Source organism: Bacillus cereus group sp. BfR-BA-01408 (assembly GCF_022663305.1).
Taxonomy (GTDB): domain Bacteria; phylum Bacillota; class Bacilli; order Bacillales; family Bacillaceae_G; genus Bacillus_A; species Bacillus_A pacificus.
Genome location: NZ_JAKUFF010000003.1, coordinates 155,292 through 175,452 on the forward strand (window position 1 = coordinate 155,292; position 20,161 = coordinate 175,452).

Below are 20,161 nucleotides of genomic sequence, written 5' to 3' on the forward strand. Positions count from 1 at the left end.
TCATTTCACACCTTTATTACATAATAATTAAACGAATAAGCGATATACTTGCTCACCATCATAATCATGTCCCAATGATTGAAAACCATAACGTTCATATAGTTTCTTAGCAGAGATGTTATCTTTATGTACTGTTAATCTAATTTCTCTACACGCTTTAAATGTATTTTTTATTAAATAGATACTTTCCTGTAATGCCGCTTTTCCATAACCTTTACCTTGCTGCATTTGATCAATAATAAAACCGTTTATCCAATACATATCAGTTGTCTCTCTTACAACAGCATGCATAATAAAACCAACCATATGGTCGCCATCATATATCACAAATGGCATGTACTCTACATTGTCACCATCTGGTTTTATATATACTTTAGCAAGCGAAACTGCTACGGATGGAACAAATTTTAACTGATTTTCTTTAACTTGTAGCTTTAATGCTTCTTCCCAATTTTCTCTCGTAACACCCTTTAACTGGACATTCAATATTGTAAGCTCCCTTATATAGAGGATGTATGTTTATATTCAACGTAGTGAAATAATTCCCTTTTTCGACTACAACTTATAACATGATTTTTATAAAATCTTGAATGAATTTTTGTTCATCTATTTCTAGTGCTATACGGGCTCCTTCAGATATAGAGCTATGGCGAAAATCAGCAAATGTTTGTCCTTTCGTATCTCCGTATGTATCTACATTTACTGTACGATGCACAAATTCAAAAAAACTTGGATTTACTAATCCACTTATTGCAACCACATCATGTAGCAAAGGTCCTTCCATAGATGGATTAAGTTTTTGGTATGCGGATAGATAGTAATCATACATTGGTTTCATTATCATATGAAATGGATTCTTTGTATTAGCTTGAATATAGTTAAATACATTTGGTGTTAACACAGCTTTGTTTGTTACATTTAAAGGGAATATGAATAAATTCTTTGCTTGATGGAAAACAATTTTACTTGCTATAGGATCCCCATACACGTTTGCCTCTGCTAATGGCGTAACGTTTCCTACTTCTAAAAAAACACCACCCATGAAATAGATTCCTTTTACATTTAGCATTAAATCATTCCATAAATTAAAAGCAATTGCTAACGAGGTAGATCTTCCTACATCAACAATCGTTAAATCTTTTCCGTACTTTATAAGAATCGCAGCAATACTGCCGAAATTATATATTGGAATAGATAATATATTTTCTGGAACATGGATGGGCCCTAATCCTTCTGCTCCGTGAATTTCAGGATAGTACGTAGTGATTTCTTCTGTAAGTGGTTTTGTTGCACCACTAATGACAGGAATGTCTTGTCTATTTGCTAACTGTAAAATATACGCTGCATTATGTGCAGCATGTATATGCTCAACATTTCCGTATCCGGTTACAATACCGACAATTTCAATTTCGGGATGCAGTAAACCATACATAATGGCAAATGAGTCATCAATACCTGGGTCTCCGAAAAATAATACTTTTTCCAAGAAATACTCTCCCCTCACAAAAACATAGCATCATCAATAACTATGTATATGAAAAAAGCAAGTATATCTATGCGAATTTTTGAATGGATAATGTTTTACAAAATATTAAAAAGGAACTAGCGTATGCTAATTCCTTTCTTAAGTAACCATTCTCAAATTTAATTAATTATCGTATCCTTCATAAATTGCATCATTTATTTGATTTTGTATTTTTTTATCATCAGGTACAGGTTTCCACTAATTTCCTGTAATAAATAACATAGTTAATAAATTATAACTATCACTAAAATAGCTTTCTCTCTTATTCTTCATCCAATCCCAACCGCTATTTACCCACTTTTGATTATTGCTACTCGTTATACTTGCAGCTATAAACGGTGAAACAAATACAGCAGTTGAATAACTACCAATATTAGATCCGTTTAATTGATAACCATCCACAATTTTAGAAGGATTTCCATTCGTTTTATTTTGAATCCATGAAGAGACTTTATCAGAAATGACTTTACTTCGCTTCTCACCGTACATCGCATAGTCCATTACAATTCTCAATGGTACCCGACTAGCATTGTAATAATATGCATTTGTATATTCTGACTCATCTAAGAAGTCTTTAGGTGCGGGTTGTGGTGGTTTTTTTACAACGAAATCTGAAATAAGTCCTGTATTTGGAGAGTACTTATTACTAAATTGTGTATAAACATCGTACAAATTATTAATAACAGTAAGCCAAGTTTTATCACCTGTAAATTCATAAAATGCTCTATGTTGTCAGCTCCTTTTAAAATGCTTACTACATAAAATGTAACATACAATATTTAACTGAAATACAAAATATTATATTTATCAACATAAGAAAGAAACTATATAAAAAGTATCATAAAATCATTATTGAATTACATTATACGGATTGATTATTTGCTAGATTCCTATGTTTTTCTTTTCTTAATACTGGTATATGAACAATCAAAATTCCAAGTATAGTAATCCCCCCACCAATTATTGAAACAAAAGTCGGTACTTCTCCTAACCATATCCAAGCAACGAAACATGCAGTTACTGGCGTTAAATATAGAGAACTTGTTGCTTCAGCAGCACCAGAATGAGATATGATATAAGCCAATGCGATATATGGGAGTACTGTTGGAAATAAACCTAAATATATAACACTCATATTCACTTCAAGAGGAGCTGCTAGTATTTCTGTATACATTCCCGGGAAGAAAATAAGCATACATACCGTACTAGATAAAATTGTATATATCGTAAATGGTAAGAAGCCGTACTTTTTTAAGTAAGAAGTTTGGAAAACAAAATATAAGCTTTCTGAAATCGCTGCTAATAGTATAAAAAATCCCCCACTATTTAATTGAATAGCATCTCCTTGGCTAAATGATATGAGAGCAATTCCTATAAAACTAATTACACCACCGATCCATCCATTTAATTTCATTTTTTCATTCAAAAAAATAGAAGCAAGAATTGCCGTTACTATAGGTGTGACGGAAACGATTAAACTTGCCGATCCAGCATTTACTGTTTTTTCACCATAGTTTAATGCTATGTGATAAAAAGTAAATCCTAAAGCACCAAATATAAAAATTGCTGGGATATCCTTTAAATCCGGTATTCGTAACTTGTAAATAAAAGAAAACAACAGAAGTATAAATGAAGCGATTAATAAACGTAGTAAAGTCAGATGCTCAGGTGTATAAGATGAAAGCCCCATACGAATTGCCGGAAAAGCAGATCCCCATATAAGAATCGTAAAAACGTGAGCGCATATAATGCGTAAATCCCATTTTTTATTATGCATGTTGTCTCTCCCTCCCTAATAAACCAACCACTTTATAATTACCAATTATTTCTTTTCATCATATTTAATAGTTGATACAATGTCTTCAACCAGTTACTTATCGTAAAAACCAACCACTTGGCATTTTTTAAGTGAACGAGGGGAGTTTATTTATGACAAATAGTAAAAAACTGCCTAAGTATCGGCAGATAGTAGATTATATGAAAGAAAAAATTGAAAATGGAGAGTGGCCAATTGGAAGTAAGATCCCTAGTCAAAGGCAGTTAGCAAAATCATTTCAAGTAAATCGTAGCACTGTAATAACTGCACTAGATGAACTTATGGCTGATGGACTGATTCAAGGGAAAATTGGAGCAGGAACAATTGTAACGAATAATACATGGTCATTATTAGCAACGAATCCACCACCTGATTGGAGTGAATATGTAAAGGCCGGTATTCATAAACCAAGCAAGTTAATGGTACGAGAAATAAATGAGGCAGAAGCAAATAACAAACTTATCCATCTTAGTAAAGGCGAACTTGCTCCTCATCTTTTTCCGTTAGAAACGATGCAGTCCATTATGAAAAAAGTAAGTGAGGAATTAGATTATTTTGGATACGAAGAACAAAAAGGGTTTTATCCGTTACGTAAAGCAATAAGTAAATACGTAAAATCATTCGGAATACATACGTCACCGAGTTCTATATTAATCGTCTCTGGTGCATTACAAGCATTGCAATTAATATCAATTGGTCTTTTGCATAGAGAATCAACTGTTTTACTTGAACAACCTTCTTACTTATATTCACTTCATGTATTTCAATCAGTAAATATAAATTTATCTGGTATAGCTATGGATCATCACGGTGTTTTACCTAACGAATTATTAAAACGCATTAAATATAGTAAAAAGAAAAACATTTTATATTCTATCCCTAGTTTTCAAAACCCAACAGGGATATTAATGTCTAAAGAGCGAAGAAAAGAAATAATAAAAATATGTGAAAAGGAACAGTTACCTATTATTGAAGATGATATTTATCGCGAGTTATGGATTGATGAACCACCTCCAGTCCCTTTAAAGTCGATAGATAAACATGGACATGTATTATATGTTGGTAGCCTATCTAAAACACTTAGCCCAGGACTTAGAATTGGATGGATTATTGGACCTGAACCAGTTATTGATAGATTGTCAGATATAAAAATGCAAACAGACTATGGATCGAGTTCATTATCTCAAAGGGTTGCTGCCGAATGGATAAATAAAGGTTTTTATGAGGAACATGTTGCAAACGTAAGAATTCAACTAAAAGAACGAAGACAAATCATGATACGGGCTTTAAATAAGTATTGTGCAGATGTTGCAACGTGGGATATTCCTAGTGGTGGATTTTTTATATGGCTAAAGGTAGTACCTAGCATTCCGATGAAGAAATTATTTTCAGAGGCTCTATCAAAAGGGGTTCTATTAAACCCAGGACGTATCTATGAAGAAGAATCAGATCAGTACATACGTTTATCGTATGGATATGCTTCCCCTGAACAAATCACTAACGGGATTAAATTGTTGAGTGAATTAATTCGTAAGCTAATGGCATAACAAAAACTCCTCTTTTTCTATGGAGGAGTTTTTGTATATCTTATTTACCACAATCTCATTTCCTGTCCCAATAAAATAAGTTCGTCATAAGGATCTCCGACAATGTTTAATACTTGAGCAAAAGCAGGCTCTGTTTTTAAACCTTTCTCTTTTAAGCGAATAATTTCTTCCCTTATATGTGGATGCTGCATTAATAACATGTGTTCTACTATCATATGTCTATACGCATTTTGGTTACGCACTGGCTTAGGCTGGGCAAATAATTCAAAATCAAAACCTTCAAATTTAAAATTCACCTTTATCGATTCGGTATTTTTAATTTTTTTCTTTTTTATTTTGAATCCTTCATAAGAACCATATAAAGATCTCATTTCTTGTTCAAAAACATCAAAGTTATGTACTTCCATTACTATATCTAAGTCAGATTGAAGCGTATCAATTCTTATAGGTATAGTCCCGCAAAGAACGGGATTATATAAAGCTAAATCCTCCATGATGTTTAGTTTATTCAAAACATCATAAACCTTTTGTTGCTTGTCATTCCCTGATTGTAAATATGTAATAGATGTAAACATGGAAGTCTCTCCTTCATTTCACGTAATACGTGACTCACTAAATTCAAGAAAATTTGTTCTAAGAGTACCTTTATTTCAATATATTAAGACGAATAAACGATATGTTTCAACTTTTCTCCTATACTGCAATACTATAGAAATAAAAAAGGAGGAATTATTATGAGTATTTTCAATGTTCTTTTGACCATCCACATTTTATTTGGAACAATATGTTTAATTACCGGTATTGTGGCGATGGTTGCTCAAAAGAAGAAAGGGAAACATACGGAATGGGGCGAAATATATCATGCATCCTATGTTGTCATTACCCTCACTGCAATTATATTATCCATTATAAACTGGGATAAAATCGCATATTTATTTTATGTAGCAATTTTCTCTTATGCTTTTGCGATTTATGGCTACCTTGCACGAAAAAAACGCTGGAAAAATTGGATCCACCACCATATTAGAGGTATGTTAGGTTCTTATATAGGTGCGGTAACCGCACTTTTAGTAAACGTCGGTATTCATATTCCCATAATTAATTTACTGCCACCTATATGGTTTTGGTTTTTACCTACATTAATCGGTATTCCTCTCGTAGCCAGTGTATCAAAAAAATATAAAAAGCGTAGTTAAAATTCATTACATTTTCGTTACTTTCTGACTAAACTTATGAAAAATAATACCCAATGTCGTATTCTTTCGCGTTCGGTTCGTAAAACTAGCAAAAAAGAATCCAATATGCTTATTGGATTCTTCTTCACGTCTTTTTCATATTTCATTTCAATGTCGGCTCTATGTATTCAATGATATTACCATCTGGATGACGAATTATCATTTTCATACCTGTGGGTACTTGTATTGGTTCAGTAATCATTACACCGTTATAGTTTAAGATTAGTTCTTTTACTTCGTTGAGATCATCAATTACAATCGTTGCAGCAACATGATTCTTAATTGTTTCTTTTAATTCTTCAATTAAAAGTAAATTTGTAAATCTAATCACAGGCGTTCCGTTCATTTGAAATTCGTGTGGTTTTTCTTGCTTTAATAGTATTTTGTAAAATTCTAGATGAGTTTGTAAGTCTGAAACATAGAGGCGTGGGACAACAGCTAATATATTCATCCTACTTACACTCCTTTTTAGTTTAACTAGATTAATTTAATTATATATTACTCGAAAACCTATATAAACTATTACGTTAAAAACAGTTTCTTTTAATTAAAACTTTAATAATGAATGTAAACGATCCGGATAATTCGTAAACATCCCGTCAACTCCCCATAAAAGTAACTTTTTCATATCTTGTTCATTATCTACAGTAAATGGATGAACTTCTAATCCGTGTTTTTTTATTCTCTTTACATAAGCTGAATCAATATATTTATAGTTCATTCCAAGACCAATGCAATATGTTTTATACTTTTTTATCTCTAATTCAGTTAATTGAACTGCCTTCTTATAGGATAATAATTGCACCAGGGGCATATTAATATGTAAACTATGGAGCTTTTGCAAACTTTCTTCACTAAATGATTGAATAATAACTTTATCCTGTATTTCATAGTGATTAATAATTTCTAATAACTTTTCTTCCATTCCTGGATATTCATCAGGTGATTTGGTTTCAATATAATAGTTCGCGTCATGCCCAAACACTTCAATTACTTCTTCGAGTGTTGGAACTTTAGCATTTTCATATTCTTTCTTTGCTAAATTTGGATACTTTTTATTGTAAGTAGAGCCTGCATTTAGTTGCTTTATTTCTTCTAATGTATGTTCCTTAACTAGGCCTGTACCATTTGTAGTACGATTTAATGTTTCATCATGCATAGCTACTAAATATCCGTCTTTTGTCATTTGGAGATCTATTTCTATATAATCGCCTTTTAATTGTTGTCCCAATTTATACGCAGCAATTGTATGTTCCGGTGCATACGCCGAAGCCCCTCTATGTGCAATGTTTTTTATATGATTCGATTGATTAATAGCTTTTGTGTACTTACGTTCATTTACTTTATGAAAAACAAAAGTACCTATTACTATAAAGATGCAAAGTATTGTAACGATATATATCTTTTTCATAATGATGTATTAACTCCTACATGAAAGCAATTTGGCTTGGATAATTTATTCAAATAAATGTCGATTTTCAAATACAGTCATTTGTCCAACAGATTGAAAACCAGCCTTTTTATAAATATTAATCCCATCAGGTGAAGCTTGTAATACGCATTGAGCAACGTTTAATTCCTTTGCTTCTTGCAGCAAGTAATGAAACATAGTAGAACCAAATCCTTTTCCTCTCATTTCTTCTTTCGTTGCTATATCATAAATACCAATACTATCTTTTGTACATACTAATGAACCAACCGATATGACTTCATCTTTATAAAGTCCTAAGTATAGGTTCATATTCCCACTATTCCATAAGTCGAAAGAAGCAGTTTGATTGTAGAATGCTTGTACATGTATACCTTCCTCTGATGAACCAAACAAATTAGCTAACGTTTCTCCAAACTTTTTAATTTGTTCTGGTGAAGATGCTTTTTGTATTGTAAAACCTTCTGGCATGTTTATTGTCGGATGAATTGTATTTAATTCTGCGACCATTGCAATATTTTGTTCTGCTTCTTTTAAGTCCAGTTTTATTAATTCGCTTTTTATAGTCTGCTCGTACCTATCATCCCAAAACCAAACACTCATTGGAAATTTCTTTTGATTATAGTTGTTTACCTCTTTATATAATTTCTCGATCCCTTCTGTTACATTATTGTTTAGTAAAGTAATGATATTAAATGTATCTGCAGGTAAACCACAGTCGACAGCAATGTAATCCTTCGTTTCTTTCACATTCATTCCCTGTGCCTGCCGCGCAATATATGAAGTTTTATATGTAAAATTATCTATTAGTAACTGTTTAAAATTCATCCATTTTGCTCCTTTTATAAAATTTGTATTCGAATACTTCAGTATTAAATATAACATATAAGAAATGTACCTATTTCTATAAAAATATCTCTTCACATTACTCTTTGCGCCCTTAAAGAATAAAAAATGATATAACGTTGTCGGAATGAAAAAAGTGGTATATAATAAATATTATCATTACTAGTAATTATTTTAGGTATTCCTAGAATAAAGGAGCGATACATATGAAAATTACTATTTATTTCGGAAGTCATGAAGATCAAGATGTTCGTACTATGGACTGTCATTTAGATGTAGAAGATACAGAAGAGATTGTTTCTGTGTCATAATATAAATTGTATGGATGAACCCTCTTCCCTACAGCGTTTAAGGCACCTTTTGCAGGTGTCTTTTTTGTTGTTTTTTTCGTCAAAAACCCTTTACTTTAGAGCGTTTTAATAGTAAAATATAAATATACGAACAAACGTTCTTTTTATTTTAATTGTACATGAAGGGATGATTTTTACAATGGCTCAAGCAAAGCGCAGAGGAAGAAAAAAGCAAACACCTATCATTTCAAATACAGGCTTTATCGGCTCTGTCTTTATTGATACATTGGAGTTACAAAAGAAATCCTATTATTTCGCTCGTAAAAAACTTCAAATTGTTCATCACGTATTAGATGGTCTCTCTGGGGCAACAAGTTCTCTATTTAAGGAACATAACATTTCAGCATATATGTCATGTGTATATTTACATAAACAAAAGAAAATCGGCTTTGTTCTTTCAACGAAACCATTTGAACAAAGTGACGGTGTTGCTTATTTTGTAAATTATTTAATCGAAAAGAATTTTTACGGTAATCATGACGAAGACGTAGAATATCAAGAAGTATTTAATACAGGTTTTATCGGTGTAGTATTCGCCGATTTATGTAGTATAGATCGCTTTAATTTCGAGTTTGAGATGGGCATGTTAACGAAATTAATGAAAGATATGATTATTCCGGTTAAAGAACTCTTTTTACGACACAATGTACCAGCTTACATTTCCACTTCTCATTTAGAGGAACAAAACAAATTAGGTTTCGTTCTATCTGTAAAACCATATGATGAACGTGCAGAAGCAGATTTATATTTTGAAGCGTACTTAAAAGAACGCGGGTTATTTATTGGTGATGAAGAAGACGATATTGATAAGATTGTTATTAGAAAAACAGCTGAATTACGATAGACAAGCGCAGGATGATGATCCTGCGCTTTTTCCATATTATTTAATTACGTTCAACACTATACCCTTTTGAATGAATTTCTAAATTCAATTTATTTGAGTAAACCTGATTCAAAATAAGAAATACGATCCCTCCTCCAATTGGAAGCGTGTAGGCTGGAATATGATTTAATAATAGACCTGATAATGCCAGTGCTATCGGCTGCATCATTTTACCTATGCTTAATCCAATACTAAGCACTCTGCCCCTATATTCAACTGGAATCTCTCTTTGCATAAAATAAATTAAAGGGATATCAATTAATGCTATCATTAGCCCTAAAAAGAACATAATAACGCAATACGTAATAACGAATACAAAATCATTCACTTCGAAGCTTTTGAATAAAACTGGAATCCCTGAAATAATCATAATAACTGACAACATAGAACTTAGCTTTTTCAAAAGATAGGAGTAAGAAAAACGATCAGTTATCTTTTTTACTACCATTGCACCAATTATCATCCCTACTGGAAAAGTCCCTTGAATCATACCAAATTGTTTAGAGCTAAGATTGAGAACTGTATTAATAATGTATGGCAATGGAACAGTTACAGCAAACCCTAAGAAGAAATTAAGTGAAATTAAAATACAAAACGTATTTTTTAAGCTTTCCCGCTCCATTAAGTAAGAGTATCCCTCCTTTATATCTTTAATAAATTTAATTTTTCTAATTGAACATTCCTCATTTATGTATTGCTCACACAATTTAAAGTTTATAAACAATATGGATATAGCCGAAAGGATAAATGAAATACCGTTAATAATTATAAAAGTTTTCATATCAAAGACTGCAAAAACAATGCCTCCTAACATAGGTCCTAGAATTAAAGATATAGAGTCGATAATTTTACTTATAGAGTTAAGACTCATTAGTCTCTCTTTAGAGACGATATTTGGTTTTGCAGCCTCTAACCCTATTCCAAAAAATGTTGTAAATACTGTCATAAGAAAGGTAGTAGTATAAACGATGAATAAGTTTAAACCATAATAGCTGCTTAATATATAAACAGTTATTAATAAGCATCCGCTTAGTACGTCCATACAAACGACGAGTTTCTTTTTATCAACCTTATCAGCAATTACACCGGCAAATGGATTCATAACAATCATTGGAATTGTTCCTAATATGAGCGTAATCGCGAAATTTAACGCTGATCCAGTTATTTGTAAAACATACAATCCTAATGCAAAACTATAAATAGAGCTACCGAATAGTGATACTGTTTTTGCAATTGAATATAAACAAATATTTCTTAGCTCTTGGTTTCTTTTTTTATTTTCCATATGTAATCGTAAACTTGCCATAACTTTTCCCCCTGCCTAATTTTGTGTTACGTACATTGTAAGTTCTCGGGTCAACCCAATCGCAATATGTACGATTTGAAAAGTTTGAAGGGAAAATAAATAAAAGATGGGGTTAACCCCATCTTTTTCCGAAAAATGAATATGTATAAATTTCTTCTCCTTGAACAAAGAAATCCTCGTATTTTCCGCCCCGTTCCAAATAATTTGACGTTCGTTCATCAATGGATTGAAACCTTAGATTATGAATTTCTTTCATTACTTTTGAAAGTTTAAAATTCTCTCGAAATCTAGTTGTAATTTGGCTATTTATACTAAATTTATTAAATAAAATAAATGAGCTTAATAAATAACAATCGTGTTTAAAAAGCGAATTTAATTCGTGTAATAAAAAAGCCTCATGTTCAAAACTATAATTACTTGTACCAGACTGATCAATTACAATATCAACAGAATCTTTTTGAATAGGGATATTTAAAAAATCAGCACAGATAAATAAAATGTTTCTTTTAGGATTTCTTTTTTCAATTACATCTTTTAAAAATAAAAGTTTATTCAAATCTCGATCAACAGCAATATATAAACAATCTTCCGGTAGTTCTTCATAACTATTCCGTAAAAAGAATCCGAGGCCGGATCCTAAATCCAGTAGTATCTTATTATTTAAATCTAGCTGCATTAGTTTCTTTTTCGCCCATTCTCCTCCCTTCTGTATATTTTCTAAAAAAGCAGTATCCGTTTCATGAATATAATCCGAAATAGTATCATCAAGTGACGTCAGCTCATTTGCTTTAAATGATTTACCAACAGTTATAATTCCTGAAGTAATATTGTATTCTTTACCACAATTACAAATTAACTTCCCCTCTGTAATTTGATTGTTAGTAATTATTCCATCTTGAAGAATTAGTTTTTTGCTACACTTATAACATGTAAGTAAATGTAGTACACTTAAATCTATCCCTATAATTGAATTAGAAGTTTCATTTGTTAATAATAAATCATGTAACACTCCCTTTAATTTATCCCGTTTCTCCTCTAAAAGTTCTATTTCCTGTTCCATCTTGTCATATTTCAGTTTAAATAAAGATTGGTAAAAAGTATCTTTTTCGTAATTCATAGATTTCGCTAAATTTTTATAAAAAAATAGTTCTTTAATTTCATTCAAACTAAATCCTAAATCTTTGTAATATAAAATGAGTTCTAAATCTGTTTGACAATACTCATCAAAAAAATAGTGCCCTCCCTTTTTTTCAGGAATAATGAGACTGAGATCCATATAATGTCTAATTGTATCAATACTTATGTTATTTACTTCTCCAAACTTACCGATTTTCATAATATCCCTACCATCGAAATATTCTCTTATACAGATTTCTGTTTTTAGCTTTAAAAATCCTTTCACCTTTTTCATTAACATTATTTACGGAATGAAAAAATGGTACTATTTATATTGGTGTGCCTAATAATGTTTGAAAGTAAAACAAAACCGATTACTTTTTTTAAAAGATTCATTGTATAGTGCAGATGTACGAATGGCTCGTGGAGAATATTATATATTCTGTCGAGAAGTATAGAGGGCTTGAATTAATATGATTCTCTGTGTTGGTTAAGCAAAATAAACAGACTAATTAGCACTAGTATCTAGGATTTATTTAGGGCTAGTACCACCAGTAATTTAATATTTTGAAGTATCCCCAAAACGATAAGAATGACCTTCTTTTTATAAATGACACAAATTTTTCGTTCTGGGGTACTATAAATTTTTAGTTTTATAACAATGTGGCGATATCCTTATCTAAAATCGAGTTTTATAAGGTACTTTTAATTAACCTTTATTCCAAAACTATATATAATTTAATCACTATCGGTACTAATGTCGGATCTTAGGTTAGAAAATAACTGGTAGACTTGCAAGGGAACGAATTTTACTATGGTTATAAATCAATTGATCTGCTTCGATTGCTAGGCGGAGATTAGGTAGCCTCTTTAACAAAGTGTCTAATGCAATTTGTCCTTCTAAACGCGCCAATGGAGCTCCCAAACATTGATGTATACCAGCCCCAAAGGCTAAATGGTTATTCTCCTCCCGTGAAATATTCAATTCCTCTGGATAAGGAAATATGTTCGGATCAATATTTGCAGCAGTCAGGGAGAGTAGAACCAATTCACCTTTACGTATTCTATTTCCATGTATTGTCACATCTTCACTAGCAAAACGGCTACTAAACATAATTGGACCAGCATAGCGTAAAAGTTCGTCGACAGCGGAAGCCAGCAGAGAAGGATCTTGCCTTAGTAAATTCATTTGTTCAGGATGTTGAAGTAACGCTAGTACACCATTACTAATTAGATTAACTGTCGTTTCATGTCCAGCGATAATAAGAAGCCAAATTGTCGAAAGAAGCTCGTTCTTACTCAACTTGTCTTCTTGCTCTTTTGCTTGAACTAGCGCGCTTATCAAATCATCACTAGGATTTAGGTGTTTTTCGTTAAACAATATTTCAATATAATTAATAAACTTTTCAAGTGTTGCTGTCACTGTAGTCCCTTGACCAGGATCCACTGAGGCCTTCATCAGTTCTTGTGTCCATGCGCGAAACTGATTTCGATCAGTGGCGGGAATCCCAAGCATCTCTGAAATGACAATAATGGGTAGTGGGTAAGCAAAGTCTGCAATAATTTCCATCTTTCTTTGTTCCTGTACAACATCCAACAATTCGTCGGCAATTTGCTGAATACGAGGACGAAGGTCTTCAATCATACGTGGTGTGAAGGATTTAGAGACTAGCCGACGTAGGCGAGTATGATCAGGAGGATCTACCGTAAGCATATTCGGCATATTCATAAGCCATTCAAATAGTTTACTCACTGCTGTATTCTCCTCAATGGGATTCTGCTTATAATGAGGCGGTGTGAATTTTCGTAAATCTTTGATAAAACGGGAATCTTTTAAAATAGCAACCACATCATCATAGTGAAATACAACCCATGCCCCTCCCATTCCATAAAAGTCATCAATGTGAAAGAAACGCTCTTTTTGCTCCATAAGGTTTTTATAGAACATAATGGGATTACGCATAGTTTCCGGCGAGTTCAAATCGTTAAAAGTTAGTTTTTTCATTAATTTCCCCCCCTATCAGTATAACTATTGAATGACCTAACATTAATCCTACTCTTTACCGTACTATTCTATGCCCCTTCATGTTACAAAAATGATATATCTAATATATAGAACGCTTCTGTTGCAATATTTCTCAAGAAATTAATATACTAAAGATATATGACTAAATATTATGCAGATATTAGGAATCGCCACACATCGTTAGCAAGCTAAGATTTTGAAGTAACTCCACAAAAAAAGTTCCGGAAGTCAAAACTCTACTATTTAAAATATTTACATTCTCCCTTATTATAGCAACGTTGGTACTAATCCAAGTTGACAGACATATGATGCGATTCCTATGATAAACCTCAATTTGGTGAACAAATATGATTGCGGATACAAAGATTTAAACTAACTTTAATCAGGGACAATACACAATTGCCATCAACTTAAGAAATTGGTAACTCCCCAAAACGAAGAACATGAGTTGAGTTCTCATAAATAACTATAAAACAATAAAATTTTCGTTTTGGGGGCACTTCAAAATGTTAAGTTGATGGGCATGTGGTGCTACCCCATGTAGCGTCTGCAATGGAATACTAGAGGTTGTCCTATTTATTAAAAAATTTTAAAATGCGATCATTTATATATTGAGGATTCTCCATAGACATTAAATGGCCTACATCTTTCACTAATTCTACAGTTAAATTGGGTGATGAATTTTCAGCACATTTGAAAGCTTCTATTGGATTATACATTACTTCATTCTCTCCTAACATTAACAGCATTGGCGTTGGAATTTTGGCTAACTCTTGATTTTTAAAAATATATGGAAATCCTTGTTCTGTTGGAGTTTCATTTTTCACAGAATGATTCCGCATCATTCCTGCTATCAATTGTTCTTGAATAAAAGGATGAATAGTGTATCGCTTATTAAAAATCCAATCTAAAAATTTCTCGACCCCTTCCCTACTATTCATCATTCCTGAAGCATAGGAAAAAAACAAAGGATGAAAAGGAATATACGTTGCTGCAGGACTCATTATTACAGCCTTATTTACCATCTCTGGAAAAAATGTCAAGAAATTAACGGTATGCAAAGCACCATATGACAATCCTACAATATTCGTACTACTAATTTCTAATGTATGTAATACTTCTTTTAACCATAGTGCGTAACTTAAACGATTTGTAAAGTCTTTTTTAGGAATACTTTTATTTTTATCTCCTAAAATATCAACACACATAATTCTGAATTGTTTACTCCATTGCAAAATATTTGAATACCACATTGTCGAACTCATTTTTGCCCCATGGAGTAATACGAGAGGTTGTGCTAATTTATTACCACTTTCAATAATATGAGTCTTTCCTTGGGATGTTTGTACAAAGTAAGATGAAAAATTAGTTGGCCATAATTTTAGACTTTTTTCATAAGATTGTAGATAGTTAGTTTCTTGATATTTTTGTTCTAAATTCTTCATTTTTGTTCCCTCCATATAACTCATTTTTATAGTTCACTTTTAAAGTCACAGTAGTTTTGCTTTACCTAACACCCATTTTAAATTTAAAGGTTTCAATTTTATCGACTGCCTTGTTATATTCTCTATCGCTTTTTTAATATTTTCCGATTCTATAGCTGTTTTTTGTATAAATATCATTTGATAACACCTGCATTGCTGTATTACTTAATATTTCTGGAGTAAGCAAATTATAATTTAGCTGGACTCCGGCTTCTAATTCTTCTATTTATTCTTTGAGCAACTATAGGCTGACCTCCCATAACTGGAATAACTAGCATGGGAACACCAAAATATAAGTTTTCACTGGAACTATTCATTCCTCCACGTGTAATAAATAGATCAGTATGTTGGAGAATATCTAATTGAGGAACGTAATTATATAACTTAAAATTAGAAGGATTATTTTCTAATTTCTAATTGACTAACATCATTTTGTTACCCTACAACTAATATGACAGTAACCAGGATACCTCAAAATGTTGCAAAACATGTTTGATAAAAGTTGGGTTGCTGGTTAAATACTGTTCCCATAGAAATAAAAATTAACTTTTCTCTTCTCCTGTTCTAAGGAAAAAGAATCTCCATCTTTACGCTGTGCAATAGAAGGCCCGACAAATATATAAGAATCATCAAATTCCTCTACATTCCCTAAAAATCAAATAACTATTCCTTTATTGCTAGTGTCAATTTTGTACGGATATTTGAAGTGAAAATAAAAGTTTCCTCTTTGAATAAATTTTTACTAAATCCCCCTTCTACCCAAGAGTTTTTCTTCTTTTATTTTAATAAAATCACTTGTACTATTAAATGGAAGAAACAATTAAGAAACAAAGTTGATATAAAAAATCACGTAATACACTCTCTCTATTTCTCTCATGTATAATAAAAAAACACTAAGAGTAGCAAGGGCTGAATTATGCGCAGATATTAATATTTTTAATCTATTCATCATCAATATAATGAAGGTAAAAGTATTGATTTGAGAATATACACACAAAGATTACATTTAAGAAAGATGGAAGAACCCAATTCATTAAATTTATCACTTTAGCCAAAAAGACTCCTTCCTCAAGGAACGCGAAGTAAGTAGGTGGGATAAGAATGTCAGTTGGTATAGCCCAACATGTTTGCTATCATTTACTTGTACAGATTGCTCTTTAAAAAACGAAGATATGAGGTTGGTTGCAGAAAAACGTTGCAACCGTAAAATCTTCAACGTTCTATCACCCCACGCTGGTCGAAGTTGCGAAAACTCAGCTAAAGTAGGAGTGTGGTAAGTCGTTCTATAGAATTGTGCTCTTGGTTTAACAAATGATTTTTTGTAAATAATATGTTTGTTAAAAAATTTATTAAGGGGGACTTGTATGCCACAGGATCGAAAAGCAGAAGTTCAAAAACATGCATATGAAAGAAAAGAGATTATGCCAGATAATTCACAATCTCTACCGCGTCACATGCAAAAAGAGCTACCTCACGAATTTTCTGTAAATCCTCTGTTTGCCCGCGAAGGAGAATCCGTCGTTCCGCGTTTTCATATATCTGATGAAGGTATGTTACCAGAAACAGCGTATCAAATCGTCCATGATGAAATTACTCTTGATGGCAACGCCCGCCTAAATCTTGCAACATTCGTTAGCACATGGATGGAGCCTGCCGCAGAGCAACTATATGCAAAATCATTCGACAAGAACATGATTGATAAGGACGAATATCCACAGACAGCTGAAATTGAGGAGCGGTGTGTGCGTATCTTAGCCAACCTCTGGCATTCGCCAAGCCCCCTTACGACTATGGGCGTTTCAACAACTGGATCGTCAGAAGCATGTATGCTCGGTGGGCTTGCTCTAAAGCGACGCTGGCAAAATGCACGTAAAAGTGAAGGGAAGCCGTTGGATCGTCCCAATATTGTGTTTAGTTCGGCTGTTCAGGTCGTTTGGGAAAAATTCGCGAACTATTGGGAGGTTGAACCACGCTATGTAAAGGTTAGCCCAGAACATCCCCAATTGGATCCTCAGGGGGTTCTCGCAGCCGTGGATGAAAATACGATTGGTGTGGTACCGATTCTCGGTGAAACTTATACCGGTCTTTACGAACCGGTTGCCGAAATTGCAAAAGCGTTAGATGATTTACAGGCGAGAACGGGTCTTGACATTCCCATGCATGTAGATGCAGCTTCAGGAGGATTTATAGCACCGTTTCTTCAACCAGATTTAGTCTGGGATTTTCAATTACCGAGAGTGAAATCCATCAATGTATCCGGACATAAATATGGATTAGTCTATCCTGGATTGGGTTGGATAATTTGGCGGGAAGCTGAAGATCTCCCTGAGGATCTAATCTTCCGTGTCTCCTATTTAGGCGGGAACATGCCAACCTTTGCCCTGAATTTCTCTCGTCCTGGCGCACAAGTGCTCCTACAATATTACAATTACCTGCGTTTGGGGAAAAGTGGGTACTATGATATACAAAGGGCTTCCCAGAAAGTCGCTCTATTTCTTAGCAAAGCCATTCAGAAGATGGAACCATTCGAACTTTTGTCCGATGGCTCGGATATTCCGGTTTTCGCTTGGCGACTAAAAGAAGGTTACACATCAAATTGGAATCTTTATGATTTATCTCGACAATTACGTGTGTTCGGTTGGCAAGTACCCGCCTATCCATTGCCTCCAGATATGGAATCTGTGACAATTATGCGCGTTGTGGTTCGAAATGGATTTTCCATGGATCTCGCACATTTATTTTTGCGAAACCTCAAACAGACCGTTGCCTTTCTGGATTCCCTGGACGGGCCTATGCCGCATGATACGAAATGTAATAATGGGTTTCATCACTAAATGAAAAAAGCCTAATTTCTTCATATTAAATTGAGAAGTTAGGCTTTTTAGTTATTTCATTTATTTATTGAATTTATTAACTGGAAGAAGTATTCAGGTTTATGAGTCTTATTTAGCTTATACCATGAATGTAATGTATCTGGTGTAAATACATCCATTTTTTTCAGTACCTCCATTGCAAATTCCAGAGGAGCTATTCCTGATGCAGTAACTAAATTCGCATCAGATACCACAGATTCCAACTCATAGAACTTTTCTCCTTTATAGTTAGGACATACCATTTTAGTATATTCTAAGTTATTACTTGTATGTTTTCTAGTATCCAAGTATCCCATATTCGCGAGGGCATCAGTTGCACCACAAATTGCAGCAACAATAGTGCCAAGCTTTAAAGCTTGGTCGATTCTTTCCAAGATAGGTTGATGAATTTCTTCACTCCAAGTAGTCCCTCCTGGTAAAATTAAAAGATCTTTACTCTCAAAAGTACATTCATCAAGGGAAATATCTGGTTTTATGCTCAGTCCTCCCATAGTAGTAATCATTTCTTTATTAGCTCCTACTGTAATTACTTTTAAAGGTGCTAAATCTTTTTTTAAATATCTTCCTGAATTTAGTTCAGCAATTAAATATCCATATTCCCAGTCTGACATTGTATTAAATACATATAGAAAAGCTTTTTTTGTTTGCATCCAATAACACTCCAATCACAATTTATATAGCTATTATAATATAACTTCCCTGACAGTTAACGTCAGGGAAGTTATCATACTTGATGAAATTTTATTAATTCCGACAGAACTTCAATAAGTCTATTCTTAAGACTTATTGGCTCAATAACTTTAATAGATTTATTGTACGGTAAAAGTAAATAAGGTACATATGTATGCATCATATCTTTTTCAAGAAGAAAAACTGCTTGATTTGAAGTTCGTTCTTGTAAATAATGTCCTAAAAACCAATGTTGGCAAATATCAGCTAATACACTTTTATCCCCATTAATAACCAAAGAAATAATACTTTCCTTATCTTCTATAGTTGGAAGAAGACTTTTTATAAAAAAGTCACTTGCTGAAAAATTTTCTGGCTGGTTAAACTTATTTTCAGTCAACGTTAGACTTTCAATTCGATCTACTCTAAAAATACGGATATCATTCCTAAGATGACAAAATCCAATCACATACCACTTATTATTCCAATAGATAATTCTGTATGGATCGACCAATCTATAATTTAATTGCTTTTCGCCACTTTTATGGTAAAGAATTTTTACTGAGTACCCGTCAGCTACGGCCTGCTCCAACTCCTTCAAAAAAGTTTCTATAGAGAGTGAAGTTAATCGGCTTATTACTTCAAGACTAGCTAAATGTTGGTTTATTTTTGTTTCCTGCTCTTGATTTGAGTATTTACTTAGTTTTGAAATGGCCCTATTTAATGCTTCACCCCCATAATATCCGGCTTCTTCTGCAAAAACAGCAGCATGAAATAGTGAAGTTTGCTCCTCAAAATCAAAAAAAAGAGGAGCCTCAATAAAATTGTTCAATAAAGTGTATCCGCCTTTATGTCCTGGTTCTGAAATTATAGGTACGCCACTAGTTGAAATTGTATCAATATAACGATACACAGTCCTTATATTTATCTCTAACTTTTCTGAAATTTGTTTCGCAGTAATTTTTTCACCTGAACGAAGCATCCATAGAATTGCTAGCATATTGTCAATTTTAGGCATATAATTCCACCTCTATATGAAACTTATTTTCTATTATA

The 20,161-nt window shown here is 32.8% G+C and carries 18 protein-coding genes and 2 pseudogenes; 5 read left to right on the forward strand and 15 right to left on the reverse strand.

From position 1 onward, the window contains the following. Positions 1 to 27: 27 nt before the first annotated feature. The 4 genes and pseudogenes from MR083_RS03385 to MR083_RS03400 form a co-directional block, all read right to left on the reverse strand. Positions 28 to 486 (reverse strand): GNAT family N-acetyltransferase, encoded by a 459-nt coding sequence (locus tag MR083_RS03385; protein WP_242268540.1) that lies wholly within the window; start codon positions 484 to 486, stop codon positions 28 to 30. A 76-nt stretch (positions 487 to 562) separates the two neighbouring features. Next, complete coding sequence (locus tag MR083_RS03390; RefSeq protein ID WP_242268542.1) at positions 563 to 1,486, reverse strand: nucleoside hydrolase; 924 nt, start codon at positions 1,484 to 1,486, stop codon at positions 563 to 565. A 162-nt stretch (positions 1,487 to 1,648) separates the two neighbouring features. Then, a pseudogene (locus tag MR083_RS03395) lies at positions 1,649 to 2,251 on the reverse strand (glycosyl hydrolase family 8); the annotation flags it as partial. 136 nt (positions 2,252 to 2,387) lie between these two features. After that, positions 2,388 to 3,302 carry a DMT family transporter gene (locus tag MR083_RS03400; protein WP_242268544.1) on the reverse strand — a complete coding sequence of 305 codons (915 nt, stop codon included), beginning with the start codon at positions 3,300 to 3,302 and terminating at the stop codon, positions 2,388 to 2,390. Between the two features lie 152 nt (positions 3,303 to 3,454). Between MR083_RS03400 and norG the strand changes: the two genes are divergently transcribed. After that, positions 3,455 to 4,888, forward strand: coding sequence for an efflux pump transcription regulator NorG (gene norG / locus MR083_RS03405; protein WP_242268546.1), 1,434 nt, complete (start codon positions 3,455 to 3,457; stop codon positions 4,886 to 4,888). A gap of 44 nt (positions 4,889 to 4,932) precedes the next feature. On the opposite strand, the gene MR083_RS03410 is transcribed toward norG, so the two are convergent. Then, positions 4,933 to 5,463, reverse strand: coding sequence for a DUF4269 domain-containing protein (locus MR083_RS03410; RefSeq protein ID WP_000495174.1), 531 nt, complete (start codon positions 5,461 to 5,463; stop codon positions 4,933 to 4,935). Between the two features lie 159 nt (positions 5,464 to 5,622). Here MR083_RS03410 and MR083_RS03415 point away from each other — a divergent pair, with 159 nt between their 5' ends. Further along, positions 5,623 to 6,084: a DUF2306 domain-containing protein gene (locus MR083_RS03415; protein WP_000021776.1), complete on the forward strand. Its 462-nt coding sequence runs from the start codon at positions 5,623 to 5,625 to the stop codon at positions 6,082 to 6,084. Between the two features lie 142 nt (positions 6,085 to 6,226). Here the strand turns inward: MR083_RS03415 and MR083_RS03420 are convergent, their stop codons facing one another. The 3 genes from MR083_RS03420 to MR083_RS03430 form a co-directional block, all read right to left on the reverse strand. Continuing rightward, entirely contained in the window at positions 6,227 to 6,574 is a 348-nt protein-coding gene (locus tag MR083_RS03420) for a VOC family protein (RefSeq protein ID WP_242268548.1), read from the reverse strand. Positions 6,575 to 6,670: 96 nt separating this feature from the next. Next, positions 6,671 to 7,534 carry a glycerophosphodiester phosphodiesterase gene (locus MR083_RS03425; RefSeq protein ID WP_242268549.1) on the reverse strand — a complete coding sequence of 288 codons (864 nt, stop codon included), beginning with the start codon at positions 7,532 to 7,534 and terminating at the stop codon, positions 6,671 to 6,673. A 45-nt stretch (positions 7,535 to 7,579) separates the two neighbouring features. Beyond that, positions 7,580 to 8,380, reverse strand: coding sequence for a GNAT family N-acetyltransferase (locus MR083_RS03430; protein ID WP_242268550.1), 801 nt, complete (start codon positions 8,378 to 8,380; stop codon positions 7,580 to 7,582). Between the two features lie 495 nt (positions 8,381 to 8,875). Between MR083_RS03430 and MR083_RS03435 the strand changes: the two genes are divergently transcribed. After that, on the forward strand, positions 8,876 to 9,592 hold the full coding sequence (locus MR083_RS03435) for a hypothetical protein (protein ID WP_002021581.1): 717 nt from the start codon (positions 8,876 to 8,878) through the stop codon (positions 9,590 to 9,592). 40 nt (positions 9,593 to 9,632) lie between these two features. On the opposite strand, the gene MR083_RS03440 is transcribed toward MR083_RS03435, so the two are convergent. Then, positions 9,633 to 10,937, reverse strand: coding sequence for an MFS transporter (locus MR083_RS03440; RefSeq protein ID WP_242268551.1), 1,305 nt, complete (start codon positions 10,935 to 10,937; stop codon positions 9,633 to 9,635). 112 nt (positions 10,938 to 11,049) lie between these two features. Then, the gene (locus MR083_RS03445; protein ID WP_242268552.1) at positions 11,050 to 12,273 is read right to left on the reverse strand and encodes a methyltransferase domain-containing protein; all 1,224 of its coding nucleotides are present in this window, start codon (positions 12,271 to 12,273) and stop codon (positions 11,050 to 11,052) included. Between the two features lie 126 nt (positions 12,274 to 12,399). On the opposite strand from MR083_RS03445, the pseudogene MR083_RS28320 reads away from it, so the two are divergent. After that, positions 12,400 to 12,511 (forward strand): annotated as a pseudogene (locus MR083_RS28320) (DUF4318 domain-containing protein); the annotation flags it as partial. Between the two features lie 314 nt (positions 12,512 to 12,825). Here MR083_RS28320 and MR083_RS03450 read toward each other — a convergent pair. From MR083_RS03450 to MR083_RS28135, 3 genes are all read right to left on the reverse strand, one after another. Continuing rightward, complete coding sequence (locus MR083_RS03450) at positions 12,826 to 14,058, reverse strand: cytochrome P450 family protein (protein WP_000736948.1); 1,233 nt, start codon at positions 14,056 to 14,058, stop codon at positions 12,826 to 12,828. 593 nt (positions 14,059 to 14,651) lie between these two features. Then, positions 14,652 to 15,524: an alpha/beta fold hydrolase gene (locus MR083_RS03455; protein WP_242268553.1), complete on the reverse strand. Its 873-nt coding sequence runs from the start codon at positions 15,522 to 15,524 to the stop codon at positions 14,652 to 14,654. Positions 15,525 to 15,751: 227 nt separating this feature from the next. After that, a complete protein-coding gene (locus MR083_RS28135; protein ID WP_318825955.1) occupies positions 15,752 to 15,919 on the reverse strand; it encodes a glycosyltransferase in 168 nt (55 codons plus the stop codon). A 1,008-nt stretch (positions 15,920 to 16,927) separates the two neighbouring features. Here MR083_RS28135 and MR083_RS03465 point away from each other — a divergent pair. Then, positions 16,928 to 18,397, forward strand: a complete 1,470-nt coding sequence (locus tag MR083_RS03465; protein ID WP_001135422.1) for a glutamate decarboxylase — start codon at positions 16,928 to 16,930, stop codon at positions 18,395 to 18,397. A gap of 56 nt (positions 18,398 to 18,453) precedes the next feature. Here MR083_RS03465 and MR083_RS03470 read toward each other — a convergent pair whose 3' ends face one another. Continuing rightward, the gene (locus tag MR083_RS03470) at positions 18,454 to 19,086 is read right to left on the reverse strand and encodes a type 1 glutamine amidotransferase family protein (protein ID WP_242268554.1); all 633 of its coding nucleotides are present in this window, start codon (positions 19,084 to 19,086) and stop codon (positions 18,454 to 18,456) included. A 74-nt stretch (positions 19,087 to 19,160) separates the two neighbouring features. Then, complete coding sequence (locus MR083_RS03475) at positions 19,161 to 20,123, reverse strand: helix-turn-helix transcriptional regulator (protein WP_242268555.1); 963 nt, start codon at positions 20,121 to 20,123, stop codon at positions 19,161 to 19,163. Positions 20,124 to 20,161 lie beyond the last annotated feature (38 nt).

Excerpts from the sequence above, each read along its gene's own strand:
- MR083_RS03400 (WP_242268544.1), bottom strand. The coding sequence starts at position 3,302 with ATGCATAATAAAAAATGGGATTTACGCATTATATGCGCTCACGTTTTT.
- norG (WP_242268546.1), top strand. The coding sequence starts at position 3,455 with ATGACAAATAGTAAAAAACTGCCTAAGTATCGGCAGATAGTAGATTAT.
- MR083_RS03410 (WP_000495174.1), bottom strand. The coding sequence starts at position 5,463 with ATGTTTACATCTATTACATATTTACAATCAGGGAATGACAAGCAACAA.
- MR083_RS03415 (WP_000021776.1), top strand. The coding sequence starts at position 5,623 with ATGAGTATTTTCAATGTTCTTTTGACCATCCACATTTTATTTGGAACA.
- MR083_RS03420 (WP_242268548.1), bottom strand. The coding sequence starts at position 6,574 with ATGAATATATTAGCTGTTGTCCCACGCCTCTATGTTTCAGACTTACAA.
- MR083_RS03425 (WP_242268549.1), bottom strand. The coding sequence starts at position 7,534 with ATGAAAAAGATATATATCGTTACAATACTTTGCATCTTTATAGTAATA.
- MR083_RS03430 (WP_242268550.1), bottom strand. The coding sequence starts at position 8,380 with ATGAATTTTAAACAGTTACTAATAGATAATTTTACATATAAAACTTCA.
- MR083_RS03435 (WP_002021581.1), top strand. The coding sequence starts at position 8,876 with ATGATTTTTACAATGGCTCAAGCAAAGCGCAGAGGAAGAAAAAAGCAA.
- MR083_RS03440 (WP_242268551.1), bottom strand. The coding sequence starts at position 10,937 with ATGGCAAGTTTACGATTACATATGGAAAATAAAAAAAGAAACCAAGAG.
- MR083_RS03445 (WP_242268552.1), bottom strand. The coding sequence starts at position 12,273 with ATGAAAATCGGTAAGTTTGGAGAAGTAAATAACATAAGTATTGATACA.
- MR083_RS03450 (WP_000736948.1), bottom strand. The coding sequence starts at position 14,058 with ATGAAAAAACTAACTTTTAACGATTTGAACTCGCCGGAAACTATGCGT.
- MR083_RS03455 (WP_242268553.1), bottom strand. The coding sequence starts at position 15,524 with ATGAAGAATTTAGAACAAAAATATCAAGAAACTAACTATCTACAATCT.
- MR083_RS03465 (WP_001135422.1), top strand. The coding sequence starts at position 16,928 with ATGCCACAGGATCGAAAAGCAGAAGTTCAAAAACATGCATATGAAAGA.
- MR083_RS03470 (WP_242268554.1), bottom strand. The coding sequence starts at position 19,086 with ATGCAAACAAAAAAAGCTTTTCTATATGTATTTAATACAATGTCAGAC.
- MR083_RS03475 (WP_242268555.1), bottom strand. The coding sequence starts at position 20,123 with ATGCCTAAAATTGACAATATGCTAGCAATTCTATGGATGCTTCGTTCA.